Genomic DNA, 24137 nt, shown 5'->3' on the forward strand with positions numbered 1-24137 from the left:
GACATTGCACGCGACACCGCGAGACGACTACCCTTCCAAAACGATGACATGCGCGACGCGCACATCGATTCATCAGGCGAAAAGATGGAAGACCCAGCGATGGAAGATTCCGACGAATTGCTGCTGCCAGTCTGGCGCGCGAACCTGGTGTTGCTGACCAGCGAGGTCGGCGCCGCGAGCCGGCTCGCGCGCATGATGACGTTTTCCGCGAGCTACCTGAAGCTGATGCTGTCCGGACAACGCGAATTCAGCGAGGAATTCGTGCGCGGCGTCGAGGCCGTCACCGGTTTGCCGGGCGGCTGGATGAACGTGCCGCACACCGGTCACGAGATCCCGCCGAATGCGCGCGAGGCGATCGACAACGAGCAGCCGCTCGCGCGCTTTCGGGGCACCGCGCATCCGGTGCGCAAGAAGACGGTGTTGCGGCCCGAGCCGATTTTTGGGCAGCCGCCGCCCGCGCGACGCCTCGAGGAAGAAACGCTCGATGTCGAAGCGCACCGCCGTCATGCGCATTTTCGCAAGGTGCGCGATCTCGCGACGCAGGAAGTGCGGCGCTTCGAGCGGCACCTGCTGCACGCGCCGGTGGAGCTTGCATCGATGCGCGGGAAGGTCGAGGACGTAATGGCCGCGGCCGAACTCGACGACCGCATTCAAGCCGACCTGGAGGGCCGGCTGGAACAGATCGACAAGCACCGGCACATGCTGCTGCGGCACGTGGAAAAACTGCAGGCCCTGCTGAGCCAGCTCGACGACGGCGAGTGAAGACGATCGACGCCGGCCGCTGCGTCGGGGGTGCGCTGGTGACTTCAATGCCGCTCGAGCTCGACGCGGCAACGCCGACTCCGGCCCGAAACGCACGGGTCGGCGATGTGCTACAACGACGACACGAACCTGTCCGAGGTGGATCTTGGGGAACGTCGTCGTCACGTTGGCGCACACGTCGATCGCGATGATCGGGCTCGCGTGCCGCGTGCGCGGCGTGCGCGCCGCGGTGTTGCTTGCCGCGCTATCCGCCGCGAGCGGCATCGCCTTGCCCCTTTGCGCGGCAGCCGGCGAAATCGCCACCTCCACCAACGAACGTGCCCCTGCGACGATCGAGCGCGACGTCCATTTGTTCGTGATCCAGAAAGACGGTTCCATCGAGGAACACGACGACACGCTGATGCGCGCGGACACGGCCAGCGGCGTCGACGAGATCGCGCAACGCTACGTGTGGTTCAACAAGGACATCGAGCAGGTGCAACTGTTGGCCGCCGAAACGATCGACCCCGACGGCACCGCGCATGCGGTCGGTCCCGAGGCGATCCGCGACGTGCAGGAGCCGCGCTCGTCCGGCGCGCCGAGCTTCGAGGACGGTGTGTTGCGCACCGTGATCTTCCCCGGCGTCACGATCGGCTCGCGCGTGCACCTGGAATTTCGCAAGACCCGCGCGAAGGGGCTGCAAGCGGGCACCTTCGCCTATCTCATCGAGCCGTCGCTCGAGCCCGTCGACGAGCAGCGTCTGATCTTCGATCTTCCCGCCGACGTGCCGCTCTATGCGGATGCGCGCGGCTACGTCGCGATGCCGCCCGTCACCGCGAACGGCCGCACGCGCTACGAGTTCGACTACCGGCATGGCCCCTATGCGCGGCTCGAAGCGGGCGCGGTCGGCTACGCGAACTGGGGCGACCGGCTGATGGTGTCGACGGTGCCGGACTTCGCGAGCTTCGCCGCGCGCTATCGCGGTCCCGCCGACAACGACGCGACCCGCGACGATCCCGCGATCATCGGTCTCGCACAGCAACTGACGGCCGGCCTTACCGATCCTCGCGACAAAGCCCGCGCGCTGTACGACTGGATGCGTCTGAACATCCGCTACGTCGCGCTTTTTCTCGGCGAGACGGCGGCGATTCCGCACAAGGCGGCCGACATCCTGCGCAACCGCTATGGCGACTGCAAGGACCACGTCGCGCTATACGGCGCGCTGCTCGCGGCCGCCGGCATTCGCAGCGAGCCGGTGCTGCTCAATCTCGGTCCGTACTACACGTTGCCCGAGGTCCCCGGCTACGGCGCGAGCGCGATCAATCACGCGATCATCTGGATTCCCGAGCTGGCGCAATTCGCGGACACGACGGCGGGCGGCACCGCGTTCGGCTATCTGCCTGGCGGCGTCATGGACCGGCCGGTGCTGCTCGTCGACGACGGCGTGCTCGCGCGCACGCCGGCCACTCAAGGGCGCGAACGCAACGCGCGCGTGCAGATCGACATCGACGAAAACGGCACCGCACATTATGCGTACCGGGTCGAGGATCGGGGCTATACCGCGGAGCTCGAACGCAACACGTTCCGCCGCGCGACGCGCCAGGGCGCGCAGCAGCTTGCCGCCAGCCGTCTGCTGCAAACGGGCTTGCACGGCTCCGCGCAATTGCAGACCGACGACGTCGCCGTGACCGGCGGTCCGTTCGCGACGTCCATGCAGGGCAGCGTGCCACATCTGATCTGGCCGGACGGCACGACCGCCGTGCGGGCGCTCACGAGCCTCGCTGGCGGCATGGGCTCGCAGGTCGAGGCGTGGCTCGCGGAGCCCGTCAGAACGCGGCCGTGGACGTGCATCGGCGGGGAGTTCGATGAAACGCTGGAGATGAGCTTGCCGCGCTTCGTGCGCGTGACCGACCTGCCGACCGACAGCACGGTCGAGGACCCGTTGCTCACGTTTGCGTCGCACTACGTCTTCGATCCGGCGACGCGCACGTTGCAGGTCAACCGGCATCTGCGCGCCGCGTTCGGCCATCAGATGTGTACGCCAAACGAATTCGCGGCGATTCGCGACGCCCTCGTGCGCATCGAGCGCGATCTCGATGCCGAGGTGGTCGTCCGGGCGGCGAGCGCGTGGCAGTAGCGCGCCCCGCGCCGGCCACGCGCCGGGCAGGGCCGCGACGATCTACTGGACGTGGAGCTTAGGTGCCGCTCTTCGTCACGACCGGCACCCACGCGCCGTTCTTCACCTGATACAGCGTCGACGCGCCGCTCTTCAACGCACCGGTGCTGTCGAACGAGATCTTGCCGGTCACGCCGTCGTAGTCGATCGACTTGAGCGCCGGACGGTACACGTTCGGCGAGTCGGATTTGGCCTGCTGCATCGCCTTGATCGCGACCCACGCGCCGTCGTAGCCGAACGGCGCATAGGACAGCACGTCCGCGCCGAAGCGCTTCTTGAACTTCGCGTTGAAGTCCTTGCCACCCGGCAGTTGCGCGAGCGGGCGGCCGTATTCCCAGGCCATCGCGCCGTCGGACGCATCGCCCGCGAGCTTGATGAAGTCCTCGTCCATCACGCCGCCGCCGCCGACCAGCTGTGCGTTCAGGCCGAGCTGCTTCATGCGCCGCGCGAAGCCCGCCGCCTGGCTGTCGAGGCCGGCGAAGAACACGAGGTCCGCATTGGCGCCCTTGAACTTGGTGATCTGCGTGCTGAAGTCGACCGCGTGGTTGTCGGTGTAGTCGCGCGCGACGATGTTGCCGCCGTGCGCCTTCACAGCCTTCTCGAACTCGTCGGCTTCGCCCTGGCCGAACGCGGTGCGATCGTCGATGATCGCGATGCGCCTGGCCTTCGTCACGTCGACGGCATAGGCGCCCGCATTGCCGGCGTTCTGCGCGTCGGTCGAAATCACCATGAAGGTGTTCGCGAAGCCGCGGCCCGTGATGATCGGATTCGTCGCGGCGGGATCGAGCACCGGAATGCCAGCCTGCTCGTAGACCTGCGAGGCCGGGATCGTCGTGCCCGAGTTGAAGTGGCCGACGACCACCGCGACGCCCGAGTCGACCAGCTTCTGCGCGGCCTGCACGCCGACGCGCGGGTCGGCCTGGTCGTCCTGCGAGACGATCTCGAAGTGCGCCACCTTGTCGCCGATCTTGATCTTCTGCGCGTTGGCTTCGTCGATCGCGAGCCGCACACCGTTTTCCAGATCTTTGCCGTAGCCGGCATTGGCGCCCGTCAGCGGCGCGGCAAAACCGATCTTGACCGGCAGGTCGTCGGCGAAACTGGCAACAGGCGCGACGGCAAACATCGCACCCACGAGCATGGCCAGCGGTTTCAGCGTGTTGCGAAGACTCATGGTCTCTCCTTGCATCGACGGTTGTTATGAAAGCGGTACGACAGCAAAGCGGTACGACACGTGAGGCCGAGGCAAGCCCTCGCGCATCGCAAGACTACGAAGGATCGCTCGCCGCTCACAATGCTGGAATACGCGCACTGGCGTTGAGCCTCGCAGCGTGTTCGCGACGTCAATCTGGGGCGAATATAGAAAGCCAAATTGCCGTCGTCTTGGCAATTCGTGGCGTTTTGGATGAGCATTTCGGCATAGGCCGCAACAGGTGCATGTGGTGCACATGGAGCGTGCGTCAGGCATGCAAGCTGGCTTGCCGTGCGAAGGTCCGCCTGGGCTGCGGATTACGGCATATGCTTAAGAAGCCGGCGCGAGCGCGCCGGCCGGTGTTGCGGTGTTGCGTTGTCGGAGGAGATTCGAGCCTTTTGCCTAGCGCTCGCCTTGCTGGCGCAGCAGCTCTTCACGCAGACGCAAAAGCGGCGCCTTCGTGTCTTCGTCGGCCCACGTGTCGAGGTCGTCGATCGCGCGCTGGCAGCCGTCGAGCACCACGTCGAGATCGACCGGCACGCCGTTGTTCAGCGCGAATTCGATCGTCTCGGCGAACTGCTGGCACTCGTCCTCGCCGTACGAGATGTCGAGATTGTCGGCGATGATTTCGGCGATGTTGCTGCGTGCCTTGTCGTCGGCCGTCACCATGTCGACGATGCCGCGCGCGACGGCGGCCGAGTAGTAGAGCGCGATATCGAGCCATTGCGCGGGATCGAAGTCGGGCTGGTCGAACTGGTTCTCGAAGAACTCGATCGCTTCCTGTTCGTGCGCTTCGTCCGCGTCGACGCTGATGCACAACTCCTCAAAAAATTCTTCCCGCTCGCTGCGGATATGACCGTCCATCGAATGCCTCGTCTGCTGAATGCCGGATGCTGAAAATGCCGTGGCGCGAGGGCGCGAGCCCTGGTCCACGCGGCACGCATTATAGGACGGCCGCCAGCAGGGTGCTGGCGAGGGCGCTCGGCAACGAGCGACGTGCCTAAGTTATCTAAGCCGTTTCCGCGACCCACGCATCGAACCACTCGCGCGGCTGGGCGATTTCATTTTGCATCGCCACCAGTTCGAGTTCATAGCGTCCGGCCTGCCAGGTCGCCTTGACGACCGCGTTGACCGCGGCGAGCGTGTGCTCGAAGGCCGAGCGGATCGAATCGCCGAGCAGCGTGCGCGCGACGAAGACCGCGCTCGTCAGATCGCCGACGCCGACCGGCTGGCGCGCGAACGGATAGAGCGGACGCTGTCCCATCCACGCTTCGCGCTCAGTGACGACGAGCATGTTGAAGCGGTCGGCGGGGCTGTTGCGATCGAGCAGATGCTTGACGAGCACGAGCTTCGGCCCACGCGCGAGCAGCTCGCGGCACGCGGTGACGGCTTCCTCGAACGTCTCGATCTCGCGACCGACGAGGCGCTGCAATTCGATGTGATTCGGCGCGATCCCGTCGGCGACTTGCGGCATTTCTTTCACGAGGAATTCCTGGATGCCGGGCTCGACCTTGTAGCCGCCCGTGGCGCCCATCACCGGATCGCAAAAGTACCAGGCGCGGGGATTGGCCGCCTTCACGGCCTTGACGATGTCAATCACCGCCTGCGCCTGTTCCTTCGTGCCGAGATAGCCGGAGAGCACTGCGTCGCAGCGCGGCAGCATGCCGATCGCGCCGATGCTGTCGACGAGATCTTCCATCTGCGATGCGTCGATTGCGCTGCCGCTCCAGTGCCCGTATTGCGTGTGATTCGAGAGCTGCACGGTGTTGAGCGGCCACACGTTGACGCCGAGCCGGCACATCGGAAACACGGCCGCGCTGTTGCCGGCGTGACCGAACACGACATGGGACTGGATGCTCAGAACGTTTTTCGTCATGGTAAGGCTCGCGCAACCGGTCATGCGCGATCAACAAAACACTGGAAGGGGAGGCTCGCGCGGGCGGGCCGATGGCCCGGGTGCCGCGCGGCAGACATGCCTGATACAGATGGTGCAGGAAAAACGCACGAACTGCATAGCCGGCAAGTCAGCAAACGATACAGGAGTTTGACAGCCGCGAGTTGATCCGTCCCCGTGCTGTTGCGCCGAACCATCAAACGCGCGTGAAGATTAACGAAACCTGACAGTTCAGCGTGCGGCGGATGCTTCAGACGAGTTCGCGATACAAGGCCAGATAGCGGTCGGCCGAGGCGCCCCAGCCGAAGTCCTGGCGCATCGCGCGCCGCTGCGTGGCCTTCCATTCGGTGCGGCGTCCGTACAGCGCGAACGCGCGGCGGATCGCCGAGGCGAGTCCCTTCGGATCGAAGCGTTCGAACACGAAGCCGGTGGCGAAATCGTCGGCGAGGTTTTCGAGCGATGCGTCGGCGACCGTATCCGCGAGACCGCCGATGCAGTGCACGAGCGGCAGCGACCCGTAGGCGAGCGCATAGAGCTGGGTGAGCCCGCACGGCTCGAAGCGCGACGGCACCGCGACCACGTCGCTGCCGGCGATGATCGTATGCGCGAGGGTTTCATCGAAGCCGAGTTCGACCGCGACCGATTCCGGATGCGCCTGCGCGACCATCCTGAGGCCATTCTCGAGCGCCGGATCGCCCGTGCCGAACACGACCAGTTGCCCGCCGCGCTTGACGATCTCGGGCACCGCGCCGAGCAGCAGATCGAGGCCTTTCTGCTCGGTCAGCCGGCTGACGACGCCGAACAGCAGCGCGTCGCTTCTCTGCGCGAGGCCGAAGCGCTTTTGCAGCGCTTCCTTGCAGGCGAGCTTGCCCGCCAGTCTCGACGCGCTGTAGTGCGTCGCGAGCAGCGTATCGGTGGCGGGATTCCACACCGTGTAGTCGACGCCGTTCAGGATGCCGCTCAGATCGTGCGCGCGATGGCGCAGCAGTGCATCGAGCCCGCCGCCGTGCGCGAGCGTCTGGATTTCGCGCGCATAGGTCGGGCTGACGGTCGTGATGCGCTCGGCGTAGTAGAGCCCCGCCTTCAGGAACGACAGCTGACCATAAAACTCGACGCCGTGCATGTTGAAGAAATCGTGCGGCAGGCCGAGCAGGCCGAACTGATGCGCGGGAAAAATCCCCTGGTAGGCGAGGTTGTGGATCGTGAACACGCTGCGCGCGGGCGCGCGGCCGTGCTCGCGTTCGGCGGCCTTCAGGTAGGCGGGCGCGAGCCCCGCGTGCCAGTCGTGCGCGTGGACGATCTGCGGCGACCACGTCGTGTCCGTTTGCTGCGCGAGTTGCGCGGCGACCCAGCCGAGCAGCGCGAAGCGCTGCGCGTTGTCGCCGTACGGCACGTGTTCGTCGTTCAGATACGGGTTGCCGGGGCGATCGTACAGCGACGCGGCGCGAATCACGTAGACGGCGAGCCCGTTGGTGGGCAGCGTGCCGCGTTCGAGCGTCACGTTCGGCGCGCCGAAGCGGCTGCCCAGTTGCGCGACCGGCTGCAGATCGCGCAGGCCGGCGAGCACGGCCGGAAAGCCCGGCAGCAGCACGCGCACGTCGGCGCCGCGCTCGATCAACGCGGACGGCAGCGCGCCCGCGACGTCGGCGAGACCGCCCGTTTTGAGGAGGGGATACAGCTCGCTTGCGACGTGGAGGGCGCGAATCGTCATTGGCCGGGTCTCTGTCGGGGGTGGCAGGGTTGCTCGGGGTCGGCAAATAGTCAGCGGTGGTTCGGGCGAAGCCAGGTGAAGCCACGCGACGCCTGGCCGGCGGCGCGTGGCCGCCGGCGCTGGCATGCGGCGGGGCGCGCTACTCCGGATGCTGGCGCAACGCCTCCTGCGTGACCAGCACGACGCCTTCGTCGGTGCGATAGAAGCGCTCGGCGTCGCGCGCCGGGTCTTCGCCGATCACCGTGCCTTCCGGAATCGTGCAGCCACGGTCGATTACGACCTTCTGCAGGCGGCAACTCGCGCCGACCGTGACCTGCGGCAATAACACTGCCTCATTGATATTACAGAACGAACTTACTTTCACGTTCGATGACAGCACCGAGCGCGAAATCTGCGAGCCCGAGATCACGCAGCCGCCGCAGACGATCAGATTGTTGCCCGAGCCCTGCAGCCCCTTCATGTCGCGTACGAACTTCGCGGGCGGCAACTGCTCCTGGTATGTCCAGATCGGCCATGACTCGTCGTACAGGTCGAGCGTCGGAATCGTCGACGCGAGATCGAGGTTCGCGGCCCAGTACGCGTCGATCGTGCCGACATCGCGCCAGTACGGCTCGACGCTCGGGTCCGACGACACGCACGACATGCTGAACGGATGCGCGATCGCCACGCCCTGCGTGACGACGCGCGGCAGGATGTCCTTGCCGAAGTCGTGATCGGTATCGAGCGCGGCGATGTTCTCTTCGAGCTGCGTGTACAGGTAGTCGGCGCTGAACACGTAGATGCCCATGCTCGCGAGCGCCGTGTCGGGGCGACCGGGTATCGCAGGCGGGTCGGCCGGTTTTTCGACGAAGCCGGTCACGCGGCGATTTTCGTCGACCGCCATCACGCCGAACGCGACCGCTTCCATGCGCGGCACCTCGATGCAGCCGACCGTGCAGTCGGCGCCGCTGTCCGCGTGATCGGCGATCATGCGCGTGTAGTCCATCTTGTAGATGTGGTCGCCCGCGAGCACGACCACGTACTTCGGGCGGATCGAGCGGATGATGTCGAGGTTCTGGAACACCGCGTCGGCGGTGCCGCGATACCAGTGCGCGCCTTCGACGCGCTGCTGCGCGGGCCACAGGTCGATGAACTCGCCCATCTCGCCGCGCAGGAAGCTCCAGCCGCGCTGCAGATGCCGCAGCAGCGAATGCGCCTTGTACTGCGTGACCACCGCGATGCGGCGGATGCCGGAATTCAGGCAATTGGACAGCGCGAAGTCGATGATCCGGTATTTGCCGCCGAAGTGCACCGCCGGCTTCACGCGCTTGTTCGTGAGCGGTCCGAGCCGGGTACCGCGTCCGCCGGCGAGGACGATCGCGAGGGTAGTGCGCTGTAAGTCGTTCAACCGTGCCGGAGTATTCATATTTGTCTCCTGTTGATCGGAGTGAGCCCTTCAGCACTCACTCCGACCTCATGCAAGATGGTTTCTTGATTGATATACCCCCGGGAATGATCTGGTCGCTTCCTCTCCGCTGATGATTCGGGCTGCCTGGCAGTCGTGCCGCATTGCCGTTCTTCGCTGCCTGTTTTCGCGGGTCCATCAGTCAGTTCTAGCACCGATTGGACGCGAGCGAATTATGTTTATTGCGGGGGCCGCGTGGCGGACCATCCTCAAACGATCGCCCGTTACGGCGCGCTGTTCGGTGCGGCGCAACACATTGGCCACGAGGTTGTGTCGGACGATGCTTGAGCCCAGAAGTTGCAATATGCATGCCACGTCTCCGCGGCCGCGTGCCGTGCCCGCAGTGCGCGACTGGCGGCGGAGTTCGGCGGCGCATCGTAGAATCGTGCGCTCCCCGCCTCGTGCATCCCTATTGCGTTTTTTGCAGAGCATCCCGATGAACCTTCGCCGCCCATTCCTGCTTGCCCTGTCGAGTGTCTGCGCCTGCGCCATGTTGTGCGCGGCGTCTGTCGCGGAGGCCGCCACGCCGGCGGGCGTGCCGGTCGGCGAGGCGAGCCCGGCCGTCGCGAGCGCCGCGGCCGCGTCTTCCCTCGACGATTCCGGCCCGGCCTACGGTCCGGAGCTGCAGGGCTTCAGCTACCCGGCGCCGGTCGAACGCTTCGAATTCACGTCACAGGGCGTGCCTTTGCAGATGGCCTACATGGACGTGAAGCCCGCGCATGCGAACGGCCGCACCGTGGTGTTGCTGCACGGCAAGAATTTCTGTTCGGCGACGTGGGACGCGACGATTCGCCGGCTGAGCGATGCCGGCTATCGCGTGATCGCACCGGACCAGATCGGCTTTTGCAAATCGAGCAAGCCCGAGCATTACCAGTACAGCTTCCAGCAACTCGCGCGCAATACGCATGCGCTGCTCGATTCGCTCGGCGTCAGCGAGGTGACGGTGGTCGGTCATTCGACGGGCGGCATGCTCGCCGTCCGCTATGCGCTGATGTATCCGCGCGAAACGCAGCAACTGGTGCTCGTGAACCCCATCGGACTCGAGGACTGGAAGGCGAAGGGCGTGCCGTCGCTGTCGGTCGACCAGTGGTATCAGCGGGAGCTGAAGACCACCGCCGACGGCATCCGCCGCTACGAGCAGGCGACCTATTACGCGGGGCAATGGCGCGCGGACTACGAACCGTGGGTGCAGATGCTCGCGGGCATGTATCGTGGGCCGGGCAAGCAGATCGTCGCGTGGAATTCCGCATTGCTCTACGACATGATTTACACGCAACCTGTTTTTTATGAGCTGGGCCAGCTCAGCATGCCGACGCTGCTGCTGATTGGCCAGAAGGACACGACGGCGGTCGGCAAGGATGCAGCGCCGCCCGAGGTGCGCGCGAAGCTCGGCCATTACCACGAATTGGGCCGCGCGGCCGCGAAGGCGATTCCCCGTGCGACGCTGGTCGAGTTCGCGGGGCTCGGTCACGCGCCGCAGATGCAGGACCCGCATGCGTTTCATAAGGCGCTGTTGGAGGGGCTGACAGCGGCGCCGGAAAACCGTTGATCGATTACGTGGGTTTCTGTCCTGCAGTCATCCTCCTGCGTCGCGCTCCGTTAAGCGAAGCTGCCTGGGGCTATTTTGCGGTCCATCGCGGCGTACCGGAGAGGGCCGCCTGCGGACAGGCGGCATTCGGCCAGGAACGGCCTCTCACCATCGATTTATGAACGTCCGTTCATCAACTGCGAACCGCCTGCGAAGCTGTCGAATTTCCGGGTCGCTCTAAAGATTTCCTCCCTGTAACCGATAGTAAGGTGAATCGCTCGCTAACAGCGATTCACATTCACCGTGCCCAAAAAATAACCCACTTCTACGAGGGAACATGAAGAAATTCGTGGTGGCAACTGCAATCGCCGCTGGCGCCATCCTGCTGACCGGATGTGCCGGCGTGGGTAATGATTCATTGCGTTCGGAAACGGAGTCCACCGTTTCGACCAAAATCGTCGAAGGCAAAACGACGAAGAACGAGGTCCGCAGCATGTTCGGCTCGCCGATGAAGACCGAGTTCACGGACGGCGGCCTGGAAATCTGGCATTACGAGTTGACCAAGCTGCATGGCGACGCGGTCAATTACATTCCGGTTGTCAACCTGTTCGGATCGAGCGCTAGCGGCACGAAGAAGGAGTTGGTGGTGCTGTTCAACACCGATAACATCGTGAAGCGCTTTTCGATGAGCGAGTCGGATGTATCGCGAAAGACCGGCATCTTCAATTAACCGATCTGCTCGACCGGTCCTGGTCTATCTTCACCGCCGCGAAGGTCCTTTTGTTACGAAATGAGAAGGGGCCAATGTCCGGCCGGCGACTGCACTTGATCGAATGACCGGTCTACCTCAAGCACCTGCCCTTTGCTTGATGAAACCTCAACGGCACCGATGGGTCGGACAGCGCCCACTGACTGCGGGCACAGACTGGATCTCTCTTCAATTGAAAGGAGATCGTCATGGAAACGCCTGAGAAAGGAACCGCTGCCAGAGTGCCGTGGAACAAAGGCCGGTTGACTGGGCAGAAACCCCCGCTGAAGCTCAAAGAAATCTGGGCCATTCGCATCCGCCTGCAGCTTTCGGCGCGCGTCCGCGACCTCGCCATGTTCAATCTGGCTATCGACAGCAAACTACGTGCATGCGACCTGACGAAGCTGCGGGTCCGCGACGTATGCAACGGCGAGCACGTCACCAGTCGGGCGACGATCATGCAGCAGAAAACGCAACGACCGGTTCAGTTCGAGATTACCGAACAGACGCGGGATAGCGTCGAGACATGGATCGAGGCGGCGGGGCTGGCGGCGCCAGACTTCCTCTTCCCAAGCCGGCTGCGTGAATCGCCGCACCTCTCGACGCGCCAGTGTTCGCGCCTGGTGCATTGCTGGGTCGCGTCGATCGGACTGGACGACACGGCGTACGGCACGCACACGATGCGTCGGACGAAGGCGTCGCTGATTTATCGCCGCACGAAAAACCTCCGCGCTGTTCAACTGCTCCTTGGGCATACCAAGCTCGAGAGCACCGTACGTTATCTTGGCATCGAGGTCGACGATGCACTGGAGATGGCGGAGCAGACTGAGGTTTAAGCGCAGGCACCGCCGGATGGCGATCGACTATCGGTCGCTGTGCGGCCATCAAGCGTCATTCGCCCCTCCCGTTGGACGGACGTTCAGACGTCGGCTCCGCATTGCAAACGGTCCTTGGCCTTTGGGACACGAGCGCCGGTATCGTCCATCGCCATAGGCTGTCCACAGCACGTGTCACAGGCGACTGGCAGAACCCAGTCGCGTCGTGGCGCAGTTTCGCGTTGATTTCGTAAAAACATCCGGAGATGCCGGTACACGCCAGGCGTCCACAAGCGCACAGAATAAAAGGCGAAGAAGGCGCAAAACGCAGAGATATCGGCATGCGTCGGCGACGTCAGCGGCTATTCTTCAGACGCTGCGACTAACGCGTTTCAGGCCGGCTCTGCGGGTCGTCGTCAGCCATTCCGCGCCCCACGCGGAAAGGGGGGGTGTATGTCACGTCCAGAACCACCTCGGCCCGCGCGACGCGCACTGCGTCGTCGGCAGTCAGCCGGACGCCTGTGGCTCGTCATCGGCAGCGCGCTCACCGGACTGTCCTTTGCCCATGCGACGCTCGCGGCGGGCAAACTTCCACAGGGCGGCACTTACGTGGCCGGCACGGGCGCGATAGCAAGCCAGGGCAACGGCCTCGTGGTCACGCAACCGGGTTCGACGCGCGGCGTGATCGAGTGGAACAGTTTTTCGATCGGCAGGAACAACAGCGTGACGTTCGACAACGGCTCGGGCGCGACGCTGAACCGCGTGACGGGCGGCTCGCCGTCCGCCATCTTCGGCAGGCTCAGTGCAACGGGCAGCCTGTATGTGATCAATCCGCAAGGCATCGTCGTGGGGCCATCGGGCGTGATCAGCACCGGTGGCCGTTTCGTCGCGTCAACGCTCGATGTCTGCAACGACGCGTTCATGCAGGGCGGTGGTTCCCTCACGCTGTCGGGCGACCGGGACGCAAGCGTGATCAACCTTGGCAAGGTCAGTTCGAGCGGCGGTGATGTGTTCCTGATCGCGCGGCGTGCCGTCATCAACGCGGGCACTATCACAGCGCCCAACGGTACGGCCGAACTGGCTGCAGGCGAACAGGTGTTGTTACAGGACTCGGGCAGCAGCAGACAGGTATTCGTGCAGACGGGCGGCCAGGGCACCGTGGTCAACAGAGGGCACATAAAGGCCGCGCAGGTCAGCCTGCAAGCCGCCGACGGCAATGTCTACGCGCTCGCTGGCGGCGGCACGCGCATCCGCGCGACGGGTACCGCGGATCGTGATGGCCACGTGTGGCTCGTCGCCGATGGCGGCCGTGTGAGTCAACTCGGCAAGATCTCCGCAAGCAACGCGGATGGCAGCGGCGGAACGGTCGACACGCAAGCGGCACAACTGGCCTTTGGCAAGCATGCAGCCGTTCACGCGGGCCAATGGAATCTGTCGACGCCCGACTTCACGATCGACGACTCCGTCGCGCATGCGTTGCAGCGCAGCCTGAACGCGGGCACGTCGATCGATGTCACGACCACAGGCGCGAACGGCGCAACGGGCGATCTTGGCGTCGCTTCGAGTTTGAGCTGGAGCGGTCCGGCTTCGCTCACACTCGCCGCGTACCACGACGTGTCGGTGGCGACGGGCACGACCATCGCCAACTCCGGTGCGGGCAACCTGACCTTGCGCGCCGACGCAGCCGGCATCGACAATGGCGACAGCGTCATCAACAACGGCACGATCGACTGGTCGCGCAGCACGGGCATCGTGAGGGCATTGCATGACATAACCGGTGGATACTTACCCGGAAACATTCTCTCAAACAGCACCTGGTCTGCCCCTCCAGACAGTGGTCTGGTGACGCAAGTTACCGTCTATGCGCTGGTGAATACCGTCTCCGATCTGGGCGCAGTTGGACTCAACCCTTCAGGCAACTACGCGCTCGGCAGGGACATCGACGCCACGCCCCCGCCCGGTGAATCCAGTCCGGCCGTGGCTTCGTTCTCGGGCCAGTTCGATGGCATGGGACACACGATTTCGCATCTTTGGTTATCTGGATCGCTTCTCGGGGACATCGGGTACTCGGGCGTCGTTCGGAACCTCAACATTGAGGGCAGTGCCGCCAACTTCCCCGAGTCTGCCACCTGGGCGGGCCTTCTCGCAGACACGAACTACGGTACGATCGCATCCGTGCACTCAAGCGGCAGTGTTACTTCAATCGGTCCTCTTTCAACTGGCATCGGTCCTGTTTCAACTGGCGGACTTGTGGGCTTGAACGGCGGCACGATCACGCGTTCGTCGAGCACCGCCGACGTTTCATCCTATTACGCCGCGGGAGGCCTGGTCGGGACTAACAGTTTCGGAGTAGTCCGAGAATCGTTCGCATCGGGCGATGTCACCTCGACCCATTACCAGGGAGCGGGCGGTCTGGTCGGCTACAATTTTGGCGTTATCACAGAGTCTTATGCGACTGGAACAGTTCATGTGCAGCCGCAATGTGACACCGTCAATGCGTGCGGGGGTGGGTTAGTTGGCGGGACTTCAGGCACGATCAGTCAGTCGTTCGCAACCGGCAAGATTGACCAGCCATCCGGACCTGCGGGGGGGCCGGGCGGCATCGCGGATTACAACGCAAATTACATCGCGTCTTCCCCGGGGACCATCACCGGCGATGTCTACTGGGATACGCAAACGACAGGCGCGACAGTTGGCGTCCGCACCACGCTCCTAGGCGCGACACTAGGGGACGCTAAAGGCTTGACTACTATGCAGATGAGCACGCCGTCCAGTTTCGGTCCGACATACGACTTTGGCCCAGGCGGCGTTTGGGCGATGCCCGTTGGAGCGACGCATCCGATATTGCAGTGGCAACTGGCGCAATGAGACCGACTGATATCCACAACCATCAGCGAACAGTCATTCTGTTTCATTGTGGCGGTAGCGGGTCAACCAGCCGCCGCCCCACGACTGCCGACCGGCGACTGTCGGTTAAGGCCGAAGACGAGTTCATAGGTGAAGGCGCGGTATGGCCGTTCCACTCTGATGCCTGCCGTTGGAACGGCGACGACCCGACCGTCGGCAACGGGTCGGGTCGACTTGCGACGATCCTCCGCTGCGGGCCGGCAAGCGGTTCTCAATTCAGCTATCGGACCGGGTTCGGCCAACTGCGGACGGAAGACGAGGCGCCCAAATCGCTCCATGCTCCACAAATATCGGCCTATCTGTCGTTGGCCAACCTTGAACGGATCTCGGCAGCAGAGAGGTCGCGCTGATGTGTGGCAATCTGCCATGTGTTTCCCCACGGATCTCTTACCATCGCTCGCCTGTCGCCGTATGGCATGTCGGTCGGAACTTCGAGTGAGATCGCATTTGCCGCAATCGCTCGCTGGTAGGTCGAATCGGCGTCCTCGACGTAGACATACAGAAATGCCGGCATCGGATCGCGAAGGCCGTCTCCGCCGCTAACCATCACGACGGAATCGCCGATCATGATTTCGGCAGGCCGCCCGTGACGGAATTCGCCCTGTGCCTGAAACACCATCTTGATGAATGTGATCAGGTTTTCCGGATCCCGTACGACGATTCGGGGCGTGACGGTATGCCATCCATCGGGCTGAAATTTAGCCATGTTGGGCAGCCTCGGAAGAGATTCGCAAGGGCATTGTCCTCCGAGCGCCGGATGTCCGCAAAGGGGGGCGAACTCGGCCGAATCGGCATCCGGCTCGGTTCGGCCACTTTCAGTCGTTCACCCGTTCGCTCAACCGGACATTCAACCGGCCGCTTCTCCTGAGACAACGGCCAATCACTCTTTGGGAGTTGTATATCGCGGGTCCCGGTAGAAAGATGTCCAAAGCCCATCGCGTGGGCTTCTTTAGCGGTCCGGGTCAGAACGGCAGAAGCCCATGCTGATCAGCGCAGCCCGTCACCGTAATGAGGCGGCCGAGTTCGATGACTTTGCGGTTGTGGTCGTCACCGACCGCCGTCACTCAGACCGACGCGAACAGCGTGGTTACCCAGTCGACAAACACCCTGACCTTGGTGCTGTACCGGCGGCTCGGCGGATAAGCGATGTAGACGTCGATGGGCGCGGGCCGCCATTCCGCGAGAACAGGCACAAGCTTTTTCTGCTTGATAAAAGGGCGCACCATGAAGTCCAGTGTGTGAACTATCCCGAGACCGCTAAGCGCAGTCGCGAGATGCGCGTTGCTTTCGCTAACGAGCACGTCGTTGCGTGGACGATCCAGCGTAACAGTCTCCGCACCCCGACAGAATTGAAGCGGCTGCGTAAGCCCGGTACTCGCGGAAAAGTATCCAACCACTGGCATGTTCCTATCAACGATCTCGCGCGGATGTTTCGGCGTGCCGTGCTTTGCCAGGTACGCGGGACTCGCGCATGTGGTCCATGAGAGCGTGCCGATCGAATGCGTCACCAGAGCGGGATCATTGGCCGTGCTTCGAATCGCGCAGTCGATGTTCTCAGCAATGAGATCGGCAGTGCGGTCGGTGACGCTCAGTTGCATCTGTATTTCAGGATATCGCGCGCAAAAGGCCGGCAATGCGGGGATGATGATGCCGCTGGCGGTCGATCCGCCAGCGTCGACCCTCAAAGCGCCGCGCGGGCTTGCCTGATCCCGGCCAAGCGTAGCTTCGATGTCATCGAGTTCGCTGAGCAGGTGACGCGTACGTTCATAGTAGGCAGCCCCATCGGTCGTTACGCTGACGCTCCTCGTGCTGCGTTCCAGCAGCTTCACGCCGAGATGTTCTTCGAGCGATTTGATCCACTTGCTCACCGTGGCATTCGGCATGTTCAAGGAAAGCGCGGCTCGTCCGAAGCCGCCTGTCTCGACAACCCGGGCAAAGATGCGGATGGCCTGCAGATGATCCATTGATTCACCTCGCAAATTATTCACCGCGGTGCATAGCGTTTGGAAACGGTCCTGCCTGGCGTCTCGGTTGCGCTCGATACCGTTTCTATTATCCACAATTATGGATAAAGAAACCACAGATACCGCATTTATCTCTGTTTGAAATCTATATACGCTTGAGTCATCGATCAACCCCGCTCGACAAGGAGCCCCAGATGACTACTCTCCACGCCAACATTCACGTCACCAAACACGCCGGCAAGGTTGCGCTTATCACCGGCGGCAGCACCGGGATCGGCTTTGCCGCCGCAAAACGCCTTGCTCGCGAAGGCGCAACGGTGTTCATCACCGGACGACGCCAGCCGGAACTGGACGCAGCGGTGGTCGAGATCGGGCACGGCGCCCGTGCGATCCGTGGCGATATCTCTTCGACGGCCGACCTTCAAAGCGTTATCGATACCGTGTCGGCGGCGCACCAGAAGATTGATATTCTTTTCGCGAACGCGGGCGGCGGCGAGTTTGCGCCGCTCGGCAACATTACCGAAGCGCAATTCGAAAAATACGTCGGCATCAACATGAAAGGCACGTTGTTCACCGTGCAAGCCGCACTGCCATTGATGCCGCCAGGCAGCGCAATCGTGATAACCGGATCGATCGCGGCAATCCAGGGCACCCCCGCGTTCGGTGTCTATGCCGCAACCAAGGCAGCGTTGCGTTCGTTCGCGCGCACCTGGGCATCCGACCTCAAAGGCCGTGACATTCGCGTGAACGTGGTTGCGCCCGGCGTCGTGGTTACGCCTGCCTACAAGTCCGAACTCAGACTGACTGACGAGCAGATCGACGCGTACAGCAAGGAAGTCGCCGAAACGACCCCGCTTGGGCGAGTGGGTACCGCCGACGAGATCGCCAAAGCGGTGTCCTTCCTCGCTTCGGACGATGCCAGCTACATCACCGGCATCGAGCTGTTCGTCGACGGTGGACGCGCGCAGGTCTGACGCTTCAGCACCTCGCTTCCAACCTCCCGCAGAGCAGCACAAACCGGAAAAACACGATGAATAGGCAAGAAAACATTCGCCTCGCGCAGCAGTTCCTCGAAAAGATCGGATCCGGCGCGAGCGGTGTCGAGATTGCCGCGTTATGCACACCGGATCTCGATTGGAACATTCCGGGCGACTCAGGTGTGTTGCCATGGGTTGGGCACAAAACCGGGCGCGAGGCCATGTCCAACTTCGTCAGGGACACCCAAACCACGATTGAGCGCGTGCGCCTTGATATAAAGGATGTTCTGGCAAGCGACGAGCGGGCCGTCATCCTCGGCCATCTCCAAACCCGGATCAACGCCACCGGAAAGCTGATCGATAGCGCGTTCGCAATCATCCTGACTTTCGCGGATGGAAAGATCGCCAGCTTCCTGATGCTCGAAGACAGCTTCGCCACGTCGATGGCGGCTCGGCATTGACTCGCCGTGCCGACTGATCGTCTATCGTGCAGTGCAATCAGCGGTAGGAATTCACCCCGCGCTCCATCGCATCAAGAAACATGCGCGTGCGCGAGCGCCGATACGTGAGGTCACGGCTCAGCGACTGCACTGGACTTATTGATGCCTGTTTTTACTTCGCAAGCGGCCCTTCAAGTGTTGACGGCGTGAAGGACAGAAACGGGTCGACTTGCGACGATCATCCGCTGCGGGCCGGCAAGCGGTTCTCAATTCAGCTATCGGACCGGGTTCGGCCATCATCGGACGCGCGCGCGTGTTCAGGCAGACATTCGAACGTCGGCTCCTCCCCCAAAAAGCTGCCGTTGAGATGCCGCGGCGTGACGCGGCGGAGCCCTGCTCGTGCAGGCCGCGGGTTCTCAGCAGCGCCTACTGGGCCAGTTGCCAGCGCAGGATCGGATGGGTCGCGCCGGCCGGCATGACCCACACGCCGGTCGGGCTGAAGTCCCACGATGCGTCGAAGCTGGCCGGGTTGCTCATCTGAGCAGTGGTGAGGCCGTTCGACGCGGGCAGTTGGTCGCCGGTCCCGGCGCTGACGGGCTGGTTCGTCGTCTGTTTGTCCCAGTAGACGTTCGTTGCGATCGTGCCGTTGGCGGCCGGCTGGTTATAGGCTGCGACGCCGCCGAAACTGCTGGGAGTGCCCGGCGGGATGCAGCAATAGCCTCGAACCAGCCCCGTCGCGAACGACTGCTCGATCACGCCGGAGTTGCTATGCACGAGGCCGCCCGCGCTGAGGTCGCCAGGCACCTCGCCCGTTGCATAGGATTGCGACACCGTACCGCTGTTCACGCCGACGAGGCCGCCCGGCACGCCGTGTATGTCGGTGCTGACAATGCCGGTTGCGAACGACTGAACGATCCGTCCAACGTTGATACCGACGAGCCCGCCTGCCTCGCCCGCGTCGCCCACGGAAGCGCTGCTCCACGAGCGCTCGATCAGACCGTCGTTCATGCCCACCAGGCCGCCGATCGGAACGTTGCCATAGTGGGGGGCGGAGCGGCCGCCAGTCGTGTACGCGTAGGTGATCCGGCCCAGGTTGCGGCCCGCCAGGATCCCGTAGGTGATGGTAATGGGATCGTTGAAGTCAGCGTTCTGGAAGGCCGTGAGCAGGCTGTTCGTCATGCCGACGTTGCGTACCACGCCAGCGGTCCCGATCTCGCCGAACAGGCCGCTCGACCGGGCCAACGACGGCAGGTAAAACTCATTCTGACTGAACTTGTCTATGACATGTCCCATGCCATCGAACTGTCCCGTGAACGGGGTCGCTGCGCTGCCCAGCGAGACGAAGGCGAGGCCGGAGGGGGTGGTGGGATTGATAACCGTCGCGCTGGCGTCGATATCCTTGCCGAGCGCGTAGTTGCCGGCGAGGTCGAGCGATATGTTCTGCAGATCGGTCAGCGAATTGACGAGCTTGTAGGCGGTGATTTGCGTGACCAGCCCACTGTAGGCCGGGGCGGTCCACGAAGCGTTGCCGAGCAGCGTGCCGGGGCTGTAGCGGCCGTTCATGTCGTAGAGAAGGCTCACGATGCCGGCGCTCTTGGACCAGTCGACGGTGCCAAGGTTCGAGACGCTGCCACCGTTATCGACGCCCGTAGCGTCGGCGCGCAAGATCAGATTGCCCGCGCCGTCGTTCGCGATCGTCGTGCCGCTCGTGACTGAGACATTGCGATATGCCGCAAGCGTGAGCGAAGCCGGGCCCTGCCAGCGGAGGCTCGAAGCGATGCCCAGGTCGCCCGTTGCGCCGTTGCCACCCGTGGTCGTGACATCGACCGAGGTGCCCGCGCTCAGACTGCGCTGCAACGTCCGTGCCGTAGCATCATCGATCGTGAAAGCAGGCGTTGAAAGATTCCACTGCCCGGCGTGAACGGCTGCGTGCCTGCCGAACGCCAGCTGCGCCGCCTGCGTATCGACCGTGCCGCCACTGCCGTCGGCATTCGTTGCCGCGATCTTGCCTTGCTGCCTGACGAGGCCGCTGTCCGCGATCAGCCAGACGTGGCCATCGCGGGTAGCCGTGCCCGTCGCGCGGATCCGGGTGCCGCTGCCTGCGAGCGCATAGACGTTGCCATCGGCAGCCTGAAGACTGACCTGCGCGGCCTTGATGCGCCCCTCGTTGACGACGGTGCCGTGACTGCCTGCCTGCACGAACACCTGCCTGCTGCTGGCCGAGTCCTGCAACAGCACCGTCTCGCCAGCCGCCAGTTCCACCGTGCCGCTGGGCGCTTTTACCGTGCCCGCGTTGACGACTGCCTGACGCGCGATCAGGAACACATCGCCGCCGCTGGAGCTGATCCTGCCGAGGTTGATCACGCTCGCGTCCGACTTGCCCGACAGCGTCAGTGCATCACCGCCGTTGATGAAGGCGTCGTTGCAGATCTCCAGGGTGGACGCGACGAAACGTCCGCCCGTGCTGACGACGCCCGAGTGCCCCACGAGGATGCCTTGCGGATTGATCAGGTAGAGGCTGCCGGTGGCGGTGAGCTTGCCGAGAATCGATGACGGATCGCCGCCCGTGACACGGTTCAGTGTTGCGCCCGACCCGTTGTTGAAGGCGACGGTGTTGCCGTTGCCGATCGAGAAGCTGTGCCAGTCGATCACGCCGCGGGACGAGGACTGGTCGATCGTTAGCGAAGTGGTGCCGCTCGTCATCGCGCCCTGGCCCCGGACGAAGGCGCCGCCCTGCGGCAGCGGTCCGGCCGCGTGGGCCATCGGCACGCACCACGCGGTGAGCGCGAGCGGCACCCATAGCGCAAGCGGCAGCGGGCGCAGAACACGCTTCCACGCGGAAGGCCGCGACCGAGGCGCGATGAGTGCCACGCCGGCATACGCCAGCGTAAAGGACAGCCCATTGCGTGGGGTTGGGGGCGACTGGATCGCCAGTCTGGATGAATGACGCGACATGATCCCTCCCGAAACGTGGTTCGTGGAAAGTTGTCGCGGAACGCAGATTGTTGCGACCAGGCAAGGCGCGAAAGCCGCCATACCGCACAACACAGCCTAATGGTAGCAGCGCGTTTCAAAAGACCAACCGGTATTTGGGCATGCGCCCGGTGCTTGCTGGTACCGCTTCAAGCGGGGATGTGTGTCGGTCGCCGCGGCGGCAGGAATGGCGGTTCAACCCTCGAAATCTGCCGTTAAGCTAGTGCGGGATCCAACGGCTGGATTGGGTCGGTTGAAATCTTGCGTAACCGAGTCTATTCTTGCCCCATCACCGAACACGGGCTCAATGAGCCCGGCTTCCCGGCGACTTTGGTTTTAGCGTGACTCGACTTTCGCTATAACGCCGGGGAGGCTCGAATGCGTCGGCTCCTTTACTTTGCGTTGATCATGTGTGTCGCCACTTTCTCTTACGCCGGCGACGACGCCGGGTGGCGTCACAGAGGTGACGAGCAGAGAACCCTCAAGCTGTTCGACGCGCACGGCAATCCCGTGGGTCCCGTCGTCTCGTATGGCGCCGAGGACGGTGTCATGCTGCCAATCAACGGCGCACTCGTTTTCCTCCCCGTACAGCGTATATCTCAAGTCGACGTGGCCACGGCTACCCAGCAATTTTCATCTACGCAGTTGCAGTGGGCAGCCAACTCGGGCGTCTTCTACGCGACTTCAAACTGCACCGGCCAGGCGTTCGTCGCTGTCCTCGATGTTCAGGACGGGAACCACGCAGCGCCTACGCGGCCACTGGGACTGGTGCGAGTGGGGAGCAATGTCTCACTGTACATCGCAACGAATACCCAATCGCAAACTCAGAACATGTCGTCTTTCTTCTTCCCCTTTCCAGGCAATGCCACTTGTCAGCCGATGGCTACGCAGCCGATCATCGGATGGAATGCCGAAAGCACTTTTGATTTAACGGGCCATTATCCCGAACCTCTGAAGATGGGGTTTTGAGGGGTATATTTTTGGCCGACGCCCTTCGATTATGAGGTGACCGGCCGCTTCGGCGGGAGGAAAGGATCATGCGCGTGTTAGTGAGAATCTATTGCTTCGTTGCTCTGCTTTTCAATGCGCCGTCTGTGTTTGCCGGCGGAGACGACGCACTCTCCGCCCGCTCCTCTCATAGCGACACGCACGTCCTGAAGCTCTACGATGCACGCGGGCGCCTGATCGGGCCGCTCGTGTCGTCGGAATTCCACACCGGGGTCACGCTTTGGTTGAACGGCGCAGTGGTGTTCGCCGGAATTACGCGCGTGGCCAGCTTCAATCCGGTATCCGCATCAGCGTCGCAGTTCCAATGGTTCGCGTCGCAGACTTGCCCTGATCCGTCGTGCTCCAATCCGCCCATCGTGAGCTGCTATCCAGAGCTTTGTCCTGTCAGGCCTTCTATCGCAGTCAGGCAGGGCGACGATGTCACGCTCTTCATCGCGCCGGATACTTACTCGAATGCGCAAACGGGGGCCGGCGAACCTGCATGGACGCCCGAGTTCGGTTACGACCTCACACAGCATTATCCCGAGCCGCTCAGTGTCCGTTAGCGATGTCGAGCGCTGGAGCCCAGTCAAAGGAGAATAGCCGTGCGCCGAGTGTTAATTTCGGCTGCTGCAGTTTGTGCAGCGTCGCTCGCCTATGGTGGCGACGATGGTCATCCCAGCGGCGCGGACGGGGGCAACCGGGCAATGCCGGCCCTGCGAGTGTTCGATGCGAATGGGAGGATGGTCGGGCCCCTTACCAATCTGGACGGTCAGGCCGGAGTGATGCTCGACGAAAGCGGAGTGGCCGTGTTGGCAGTGGTGGAGCGCAAGCCGGACAGCACGGGCCGCGCATCTGCTTCCGAGTTCGAGTGGGCGTCGGCCAAAGTTGCCCAGTGGTCGACGGCAAGCTGTAGCGGCACCCCGTTGATTCCCGTCTCGTCACAAGGGACAGCTGGCCGGCCTTCAGTCGTCGTGCGTCATGGAGACGATGTCATCCTCTACTATGCTGGCGATGCGTTTTCAGGTACCGCCGTCAACCTCTCGGCAAGTTCGGCACGATACGGATGCGAAGCGCTAACGCCTGCGCCAAGGTCCGGCTTTTGCGAGTCAGAGTCAGACTGCGTTTGGCCCGCCTCGCAGTCATACTATCTGCCGAGGCAGTCGTTGTCGTGGATGGCACAAGGCAGCGACGAACTCACGCGACGCTATCCGGAGCCCCTAAAAATCGGCCATTGAGCCGGACCTCCGATGCGCGTCGGCGCGCGCCCGCGAACCAGCACGGCCGATGCGGCCGCCTTGGCTGCACGCGGTCCCCAGCGTGCTCAGCCGGCCGACGCGCTGCCGCGGTTCCCCTCGACGACAAGCGGCGCAGATCGTCAGGCTTGAAGTCAGAATGTCGACCGGCGCATTGACTTCGAGCAGGAACGGCGGCACGGCTACATTGGTATCCGCTTCGGTTTTACGCAGGTTGTACTCAATCGACGTTCGCGCAAACCAACACGTTAGCCGATCCCTGCAACGGCGACATGGGCAGAAGATCGGGCCGGACTTCTTCGTCGAGCGCGCAGTCTTATGATGAGAATCGCAGGCCGCCGCTTGCTCCACTTGCGGACAGGCTGTAGTCGGCCAGGAGCCGCTTGC

18 protein-coding genes and 1 pseudogene are annotated in these 24137 nt (G+C 63.3%); 10 read left to right on the forward strand and 9 right to left on the reverse strand.

Features of this window, described 5'->3' with window-relative positions; all coding sequences use genetic code 11:
* Positions 1-99 precede the first annotated feature (99 nt).
* Positions 100-762: a hypothetical protein gene (locus tag OKW41_RS27460; protein WP_429448977.1), complete on the forward strand. Its 663-nt coding sequence runs from the start codon at positions 100-102 to the stop codon at positions 760-762.
* A 187-nt stretch (positions 763-949) separates the two neighbouring features.
* Positions 950-2878, forward strand: a complete 1929-nt coding sequence (locus tag OKW41_RS27465) for a DUF3857 domain-containing transglutaminase family protein (RefSeq protein WP_429576487.1) — start codon at positions 950-952, stop codon at positions 2876-2878.
* A gap of 58 nt (positions 2879-2936) precedes the next feature.
* On the opposite strand, the gene OKW41_RS27470 is transcribed toward OKW41_RS27465, so the two are convergent.
* From OKW41_RS27470 to glgC, 5 genes are all read right to left on the reverse strand, one after another.
* Positions 2937-4088, reverse strand: coding sequence for a branched-chain amino acid ABC transporter substrate-binding protein (locus tag OKW41_RS27470; RefSeq protein WP_090803969.1), 1152 nt, complete (start codon positions 4086-4088; stop codon positions 2937-2939).
* Between the two features lie 420 nt (positions 4089-4508).
* Positions 4509-4970 (reverse strand): hypothetical protein, encoded by a 462-nt coding sequence (locus OKW41_RS27475; protein WP_429574573.1) that lies wholly within the window; start codon positions 4968-4970, stop codon positions 4509-4511.
* A gap of 145 nt (positions 4971-5115) precedes the next feature.
* Positions 5116-5982, reverse strand: coding sequence for a pyridoxal kinase PdxY (gene pdxY / locus OKW41_RS27480; RefSeq protein WP_184070025.1), 867 nt, complete (start codon positions 5980-5982; stop codon positions 5116-5118).
* Between the two features lie 268 nt (positions 5983-6250).
* A complete protein-coding gene (glgA, locus tag OKW41_RS27485; RefSeq protein WP_429574574.1) occupies positions 6251-7711 on the reverse strand; it encodes a glycogen synthase GlgA in 1461 nt (486 codons plus the stop codon).
* Positions 7712-7850: 139 nt separating this feature from the next.
* On the reverse strand, positions 7851-9116 hold the full coding sequence (gene glgC / locus OKW41_RS27490) for a glucose-1-phosphate adenylyltransferase (protein WP_429448982.1): 1266 nt from the start codon (positions 9114-9116) through the stop codon (positions 7851-7853).
* Positions 9117-9591: 475 nt separating this feature from the next.
* On the opposite strand from glgC, the gene OKW41_RS27495 reads away from it, so the two are divergent.
* From OKW41_RS27495 to OKW41_RS27510, 4 genes are all read left to right on the forward strand, one after another.
* Complete coding sequence (locus OKW41_RS27495; protein ID WP_429574575.1) at positions 9592-10704, forward strand: alpha/beta fold hydrolase; 1113 nt, start codon at positions 9592-9594, stop codon at positions 10702-10704.
* A 316-nt stretch (positions 10705-11020) separates the two neighbouring features.
* The gene (locus tag OKW41_RS27500; protein WP_429448985.1) at positions 11021-11413 is read left to right on the forward strand and encodes a hypothetical protein; all 393 of its coding nucleotides are present in this window, start codon (positions 11021-11023) and stop codon (positions 11411-11413) included.
* A 227-nt stretch (positions 11414-11640) separates the two neighbouring features.
* Entirely contained in the window at positions 11641-12267 is a 627-nt protein-coding gene (locus tag OKW41_RS27505) for a tyrosine-type recombinase/integrase (protein ID WP_429574576.1), read from the forward strand.
* Between the two features lie 432 nt (positions 12268-12699).
* Positions 12700-15114: a filamentous hemagglutinin N-terminal domain-containing protein gene (locus tag OKW41_RS27510; protein WP_429574577.1), complete on the forward strand. Its 2415-nt coding sequence runs from the start codon at positions 12700-12702 to the stop codon at positions 15112-15114.
* 334 nt (positions 15115-15448) lie between these two features.
* On the opposite strand, the gene OKW41_RS27515 is transcribed toward OKW41_RS27510, so the two are convergent.
* Both OKW41_RS27515 and OKW41_RS27520 read right to left on the reverse strand, forming a co-directional pair.
* Positions 15449-15859, reverse strand: a complete 411-nt coding sequence (locus tag OKW41_RS27515; RefSeq protein ID WP_429448991.1) for a VOC family protein — start codon at positions 15857-15859, stop codon at positions 15449-15451.
* 358 nt (positions 15860-16217) lie between these two features.
* Entirely contained in the window at positions 16218-17288 is a 1071-nt protein-coding gene (locus OKW41_RS27520; protein WP_429574578.1) for a LysR substrate-binding domain-containing protein, read from the reverse strand.
* Between the two features lie 23 nt (positions 17289-17311).
* On the opposite strand from OKW41_RS27520, the gene OKW41_RS27525 reads away from it, so the two are divergent.
* Positions 17312-18091, forward strand: a complete 780-nt coding sequence (locus OKW41_RS27525) for an SDR family oxidoreductase (RefSeq protein ID WP_429574579.1) — start codon at positions 17312-17314, stop codon at positions 18089-18091.
* A gap of 56 nt (positions 18092-18147) precedes the next feature.
* Positions 18148-18555 carry a nuclear transport factor 2 family protein gene (locus OKW41_RS27530; RefSeq protein WP_429574580.1) on the forward strand — a complete coding sequence of 136 codons (408 nt, stop codon included), beginning with the start codon at positions 18148-18150 and terminating at the stop codon, positions 18553-18555.
* Between the two features lie 405 nt (positions 18556-18960).
* Here the strand turns inward: OKW41_RS27530 and OKW41_RS27535 are convergent, their stop codons facing one another.
* Complete coding sequence (locus OKW41_RS27535) at positions 18961-21297, reverse strand: filamentous hemagglutinin N-terminal domain-containing protein (RefSeq protein WP_429576488.1); 2337 nt, start codon at positions 21295-21297, stop codon at positions 18961-18963.
* A 588-nt stretch (positions 21298-21885) separates the two neighbouring features.
* On the opposite strand from OKW41_RS27535, the gene OKW41_RS27540 reads away from it, so the two are divergent.
* Entirely contained in the window at positions 21886-22476 is a 591-nt protein-coding gene (locus OKW41_RS27540) for a hypothetical protein (protein WP_429574581.1), read from the forward strand.
* A 68-nt stretch (positions 22477-22544) separates the two neighbouring features.
* Positions 22545-23060 carry a hypothetical protein gene (locus OKW41_RS27545; RefSeq protein WP_429574582.1) on the forward strand — a complete coding sequence of 172 codons (516 nt, stop codon included), beginning with the start codon at positions 22545-22547 and terminating at the stop codon, positions 23058-23060.
* 807 nt (positions 23061-23867) lie between these two features.
* On the opposite strand, the pseudogene OKW41_RS27550 reads toward OKW41_RS27545, so the two are convergent.
* Positions 23868-24066 (reverse strand): annotated as a pseudogene (locus OKW41_RS27550) (phosphate acyltransferase); the annotation flags it as partial.
* Positions 24067-24137 lie beyond the last annotated feature (71 nt).

Origin of the sequence: Paraburkholderia sp. UCT70 (assembly GCF_050434085.1) — a bacterium.
Lineage (GTDB): Bacteria > Pseudomonadota > Gammaproteobacteria > Burkholderiales > Burkholderiaceae > Paraburkholderia > Paraburkholderia tuberum.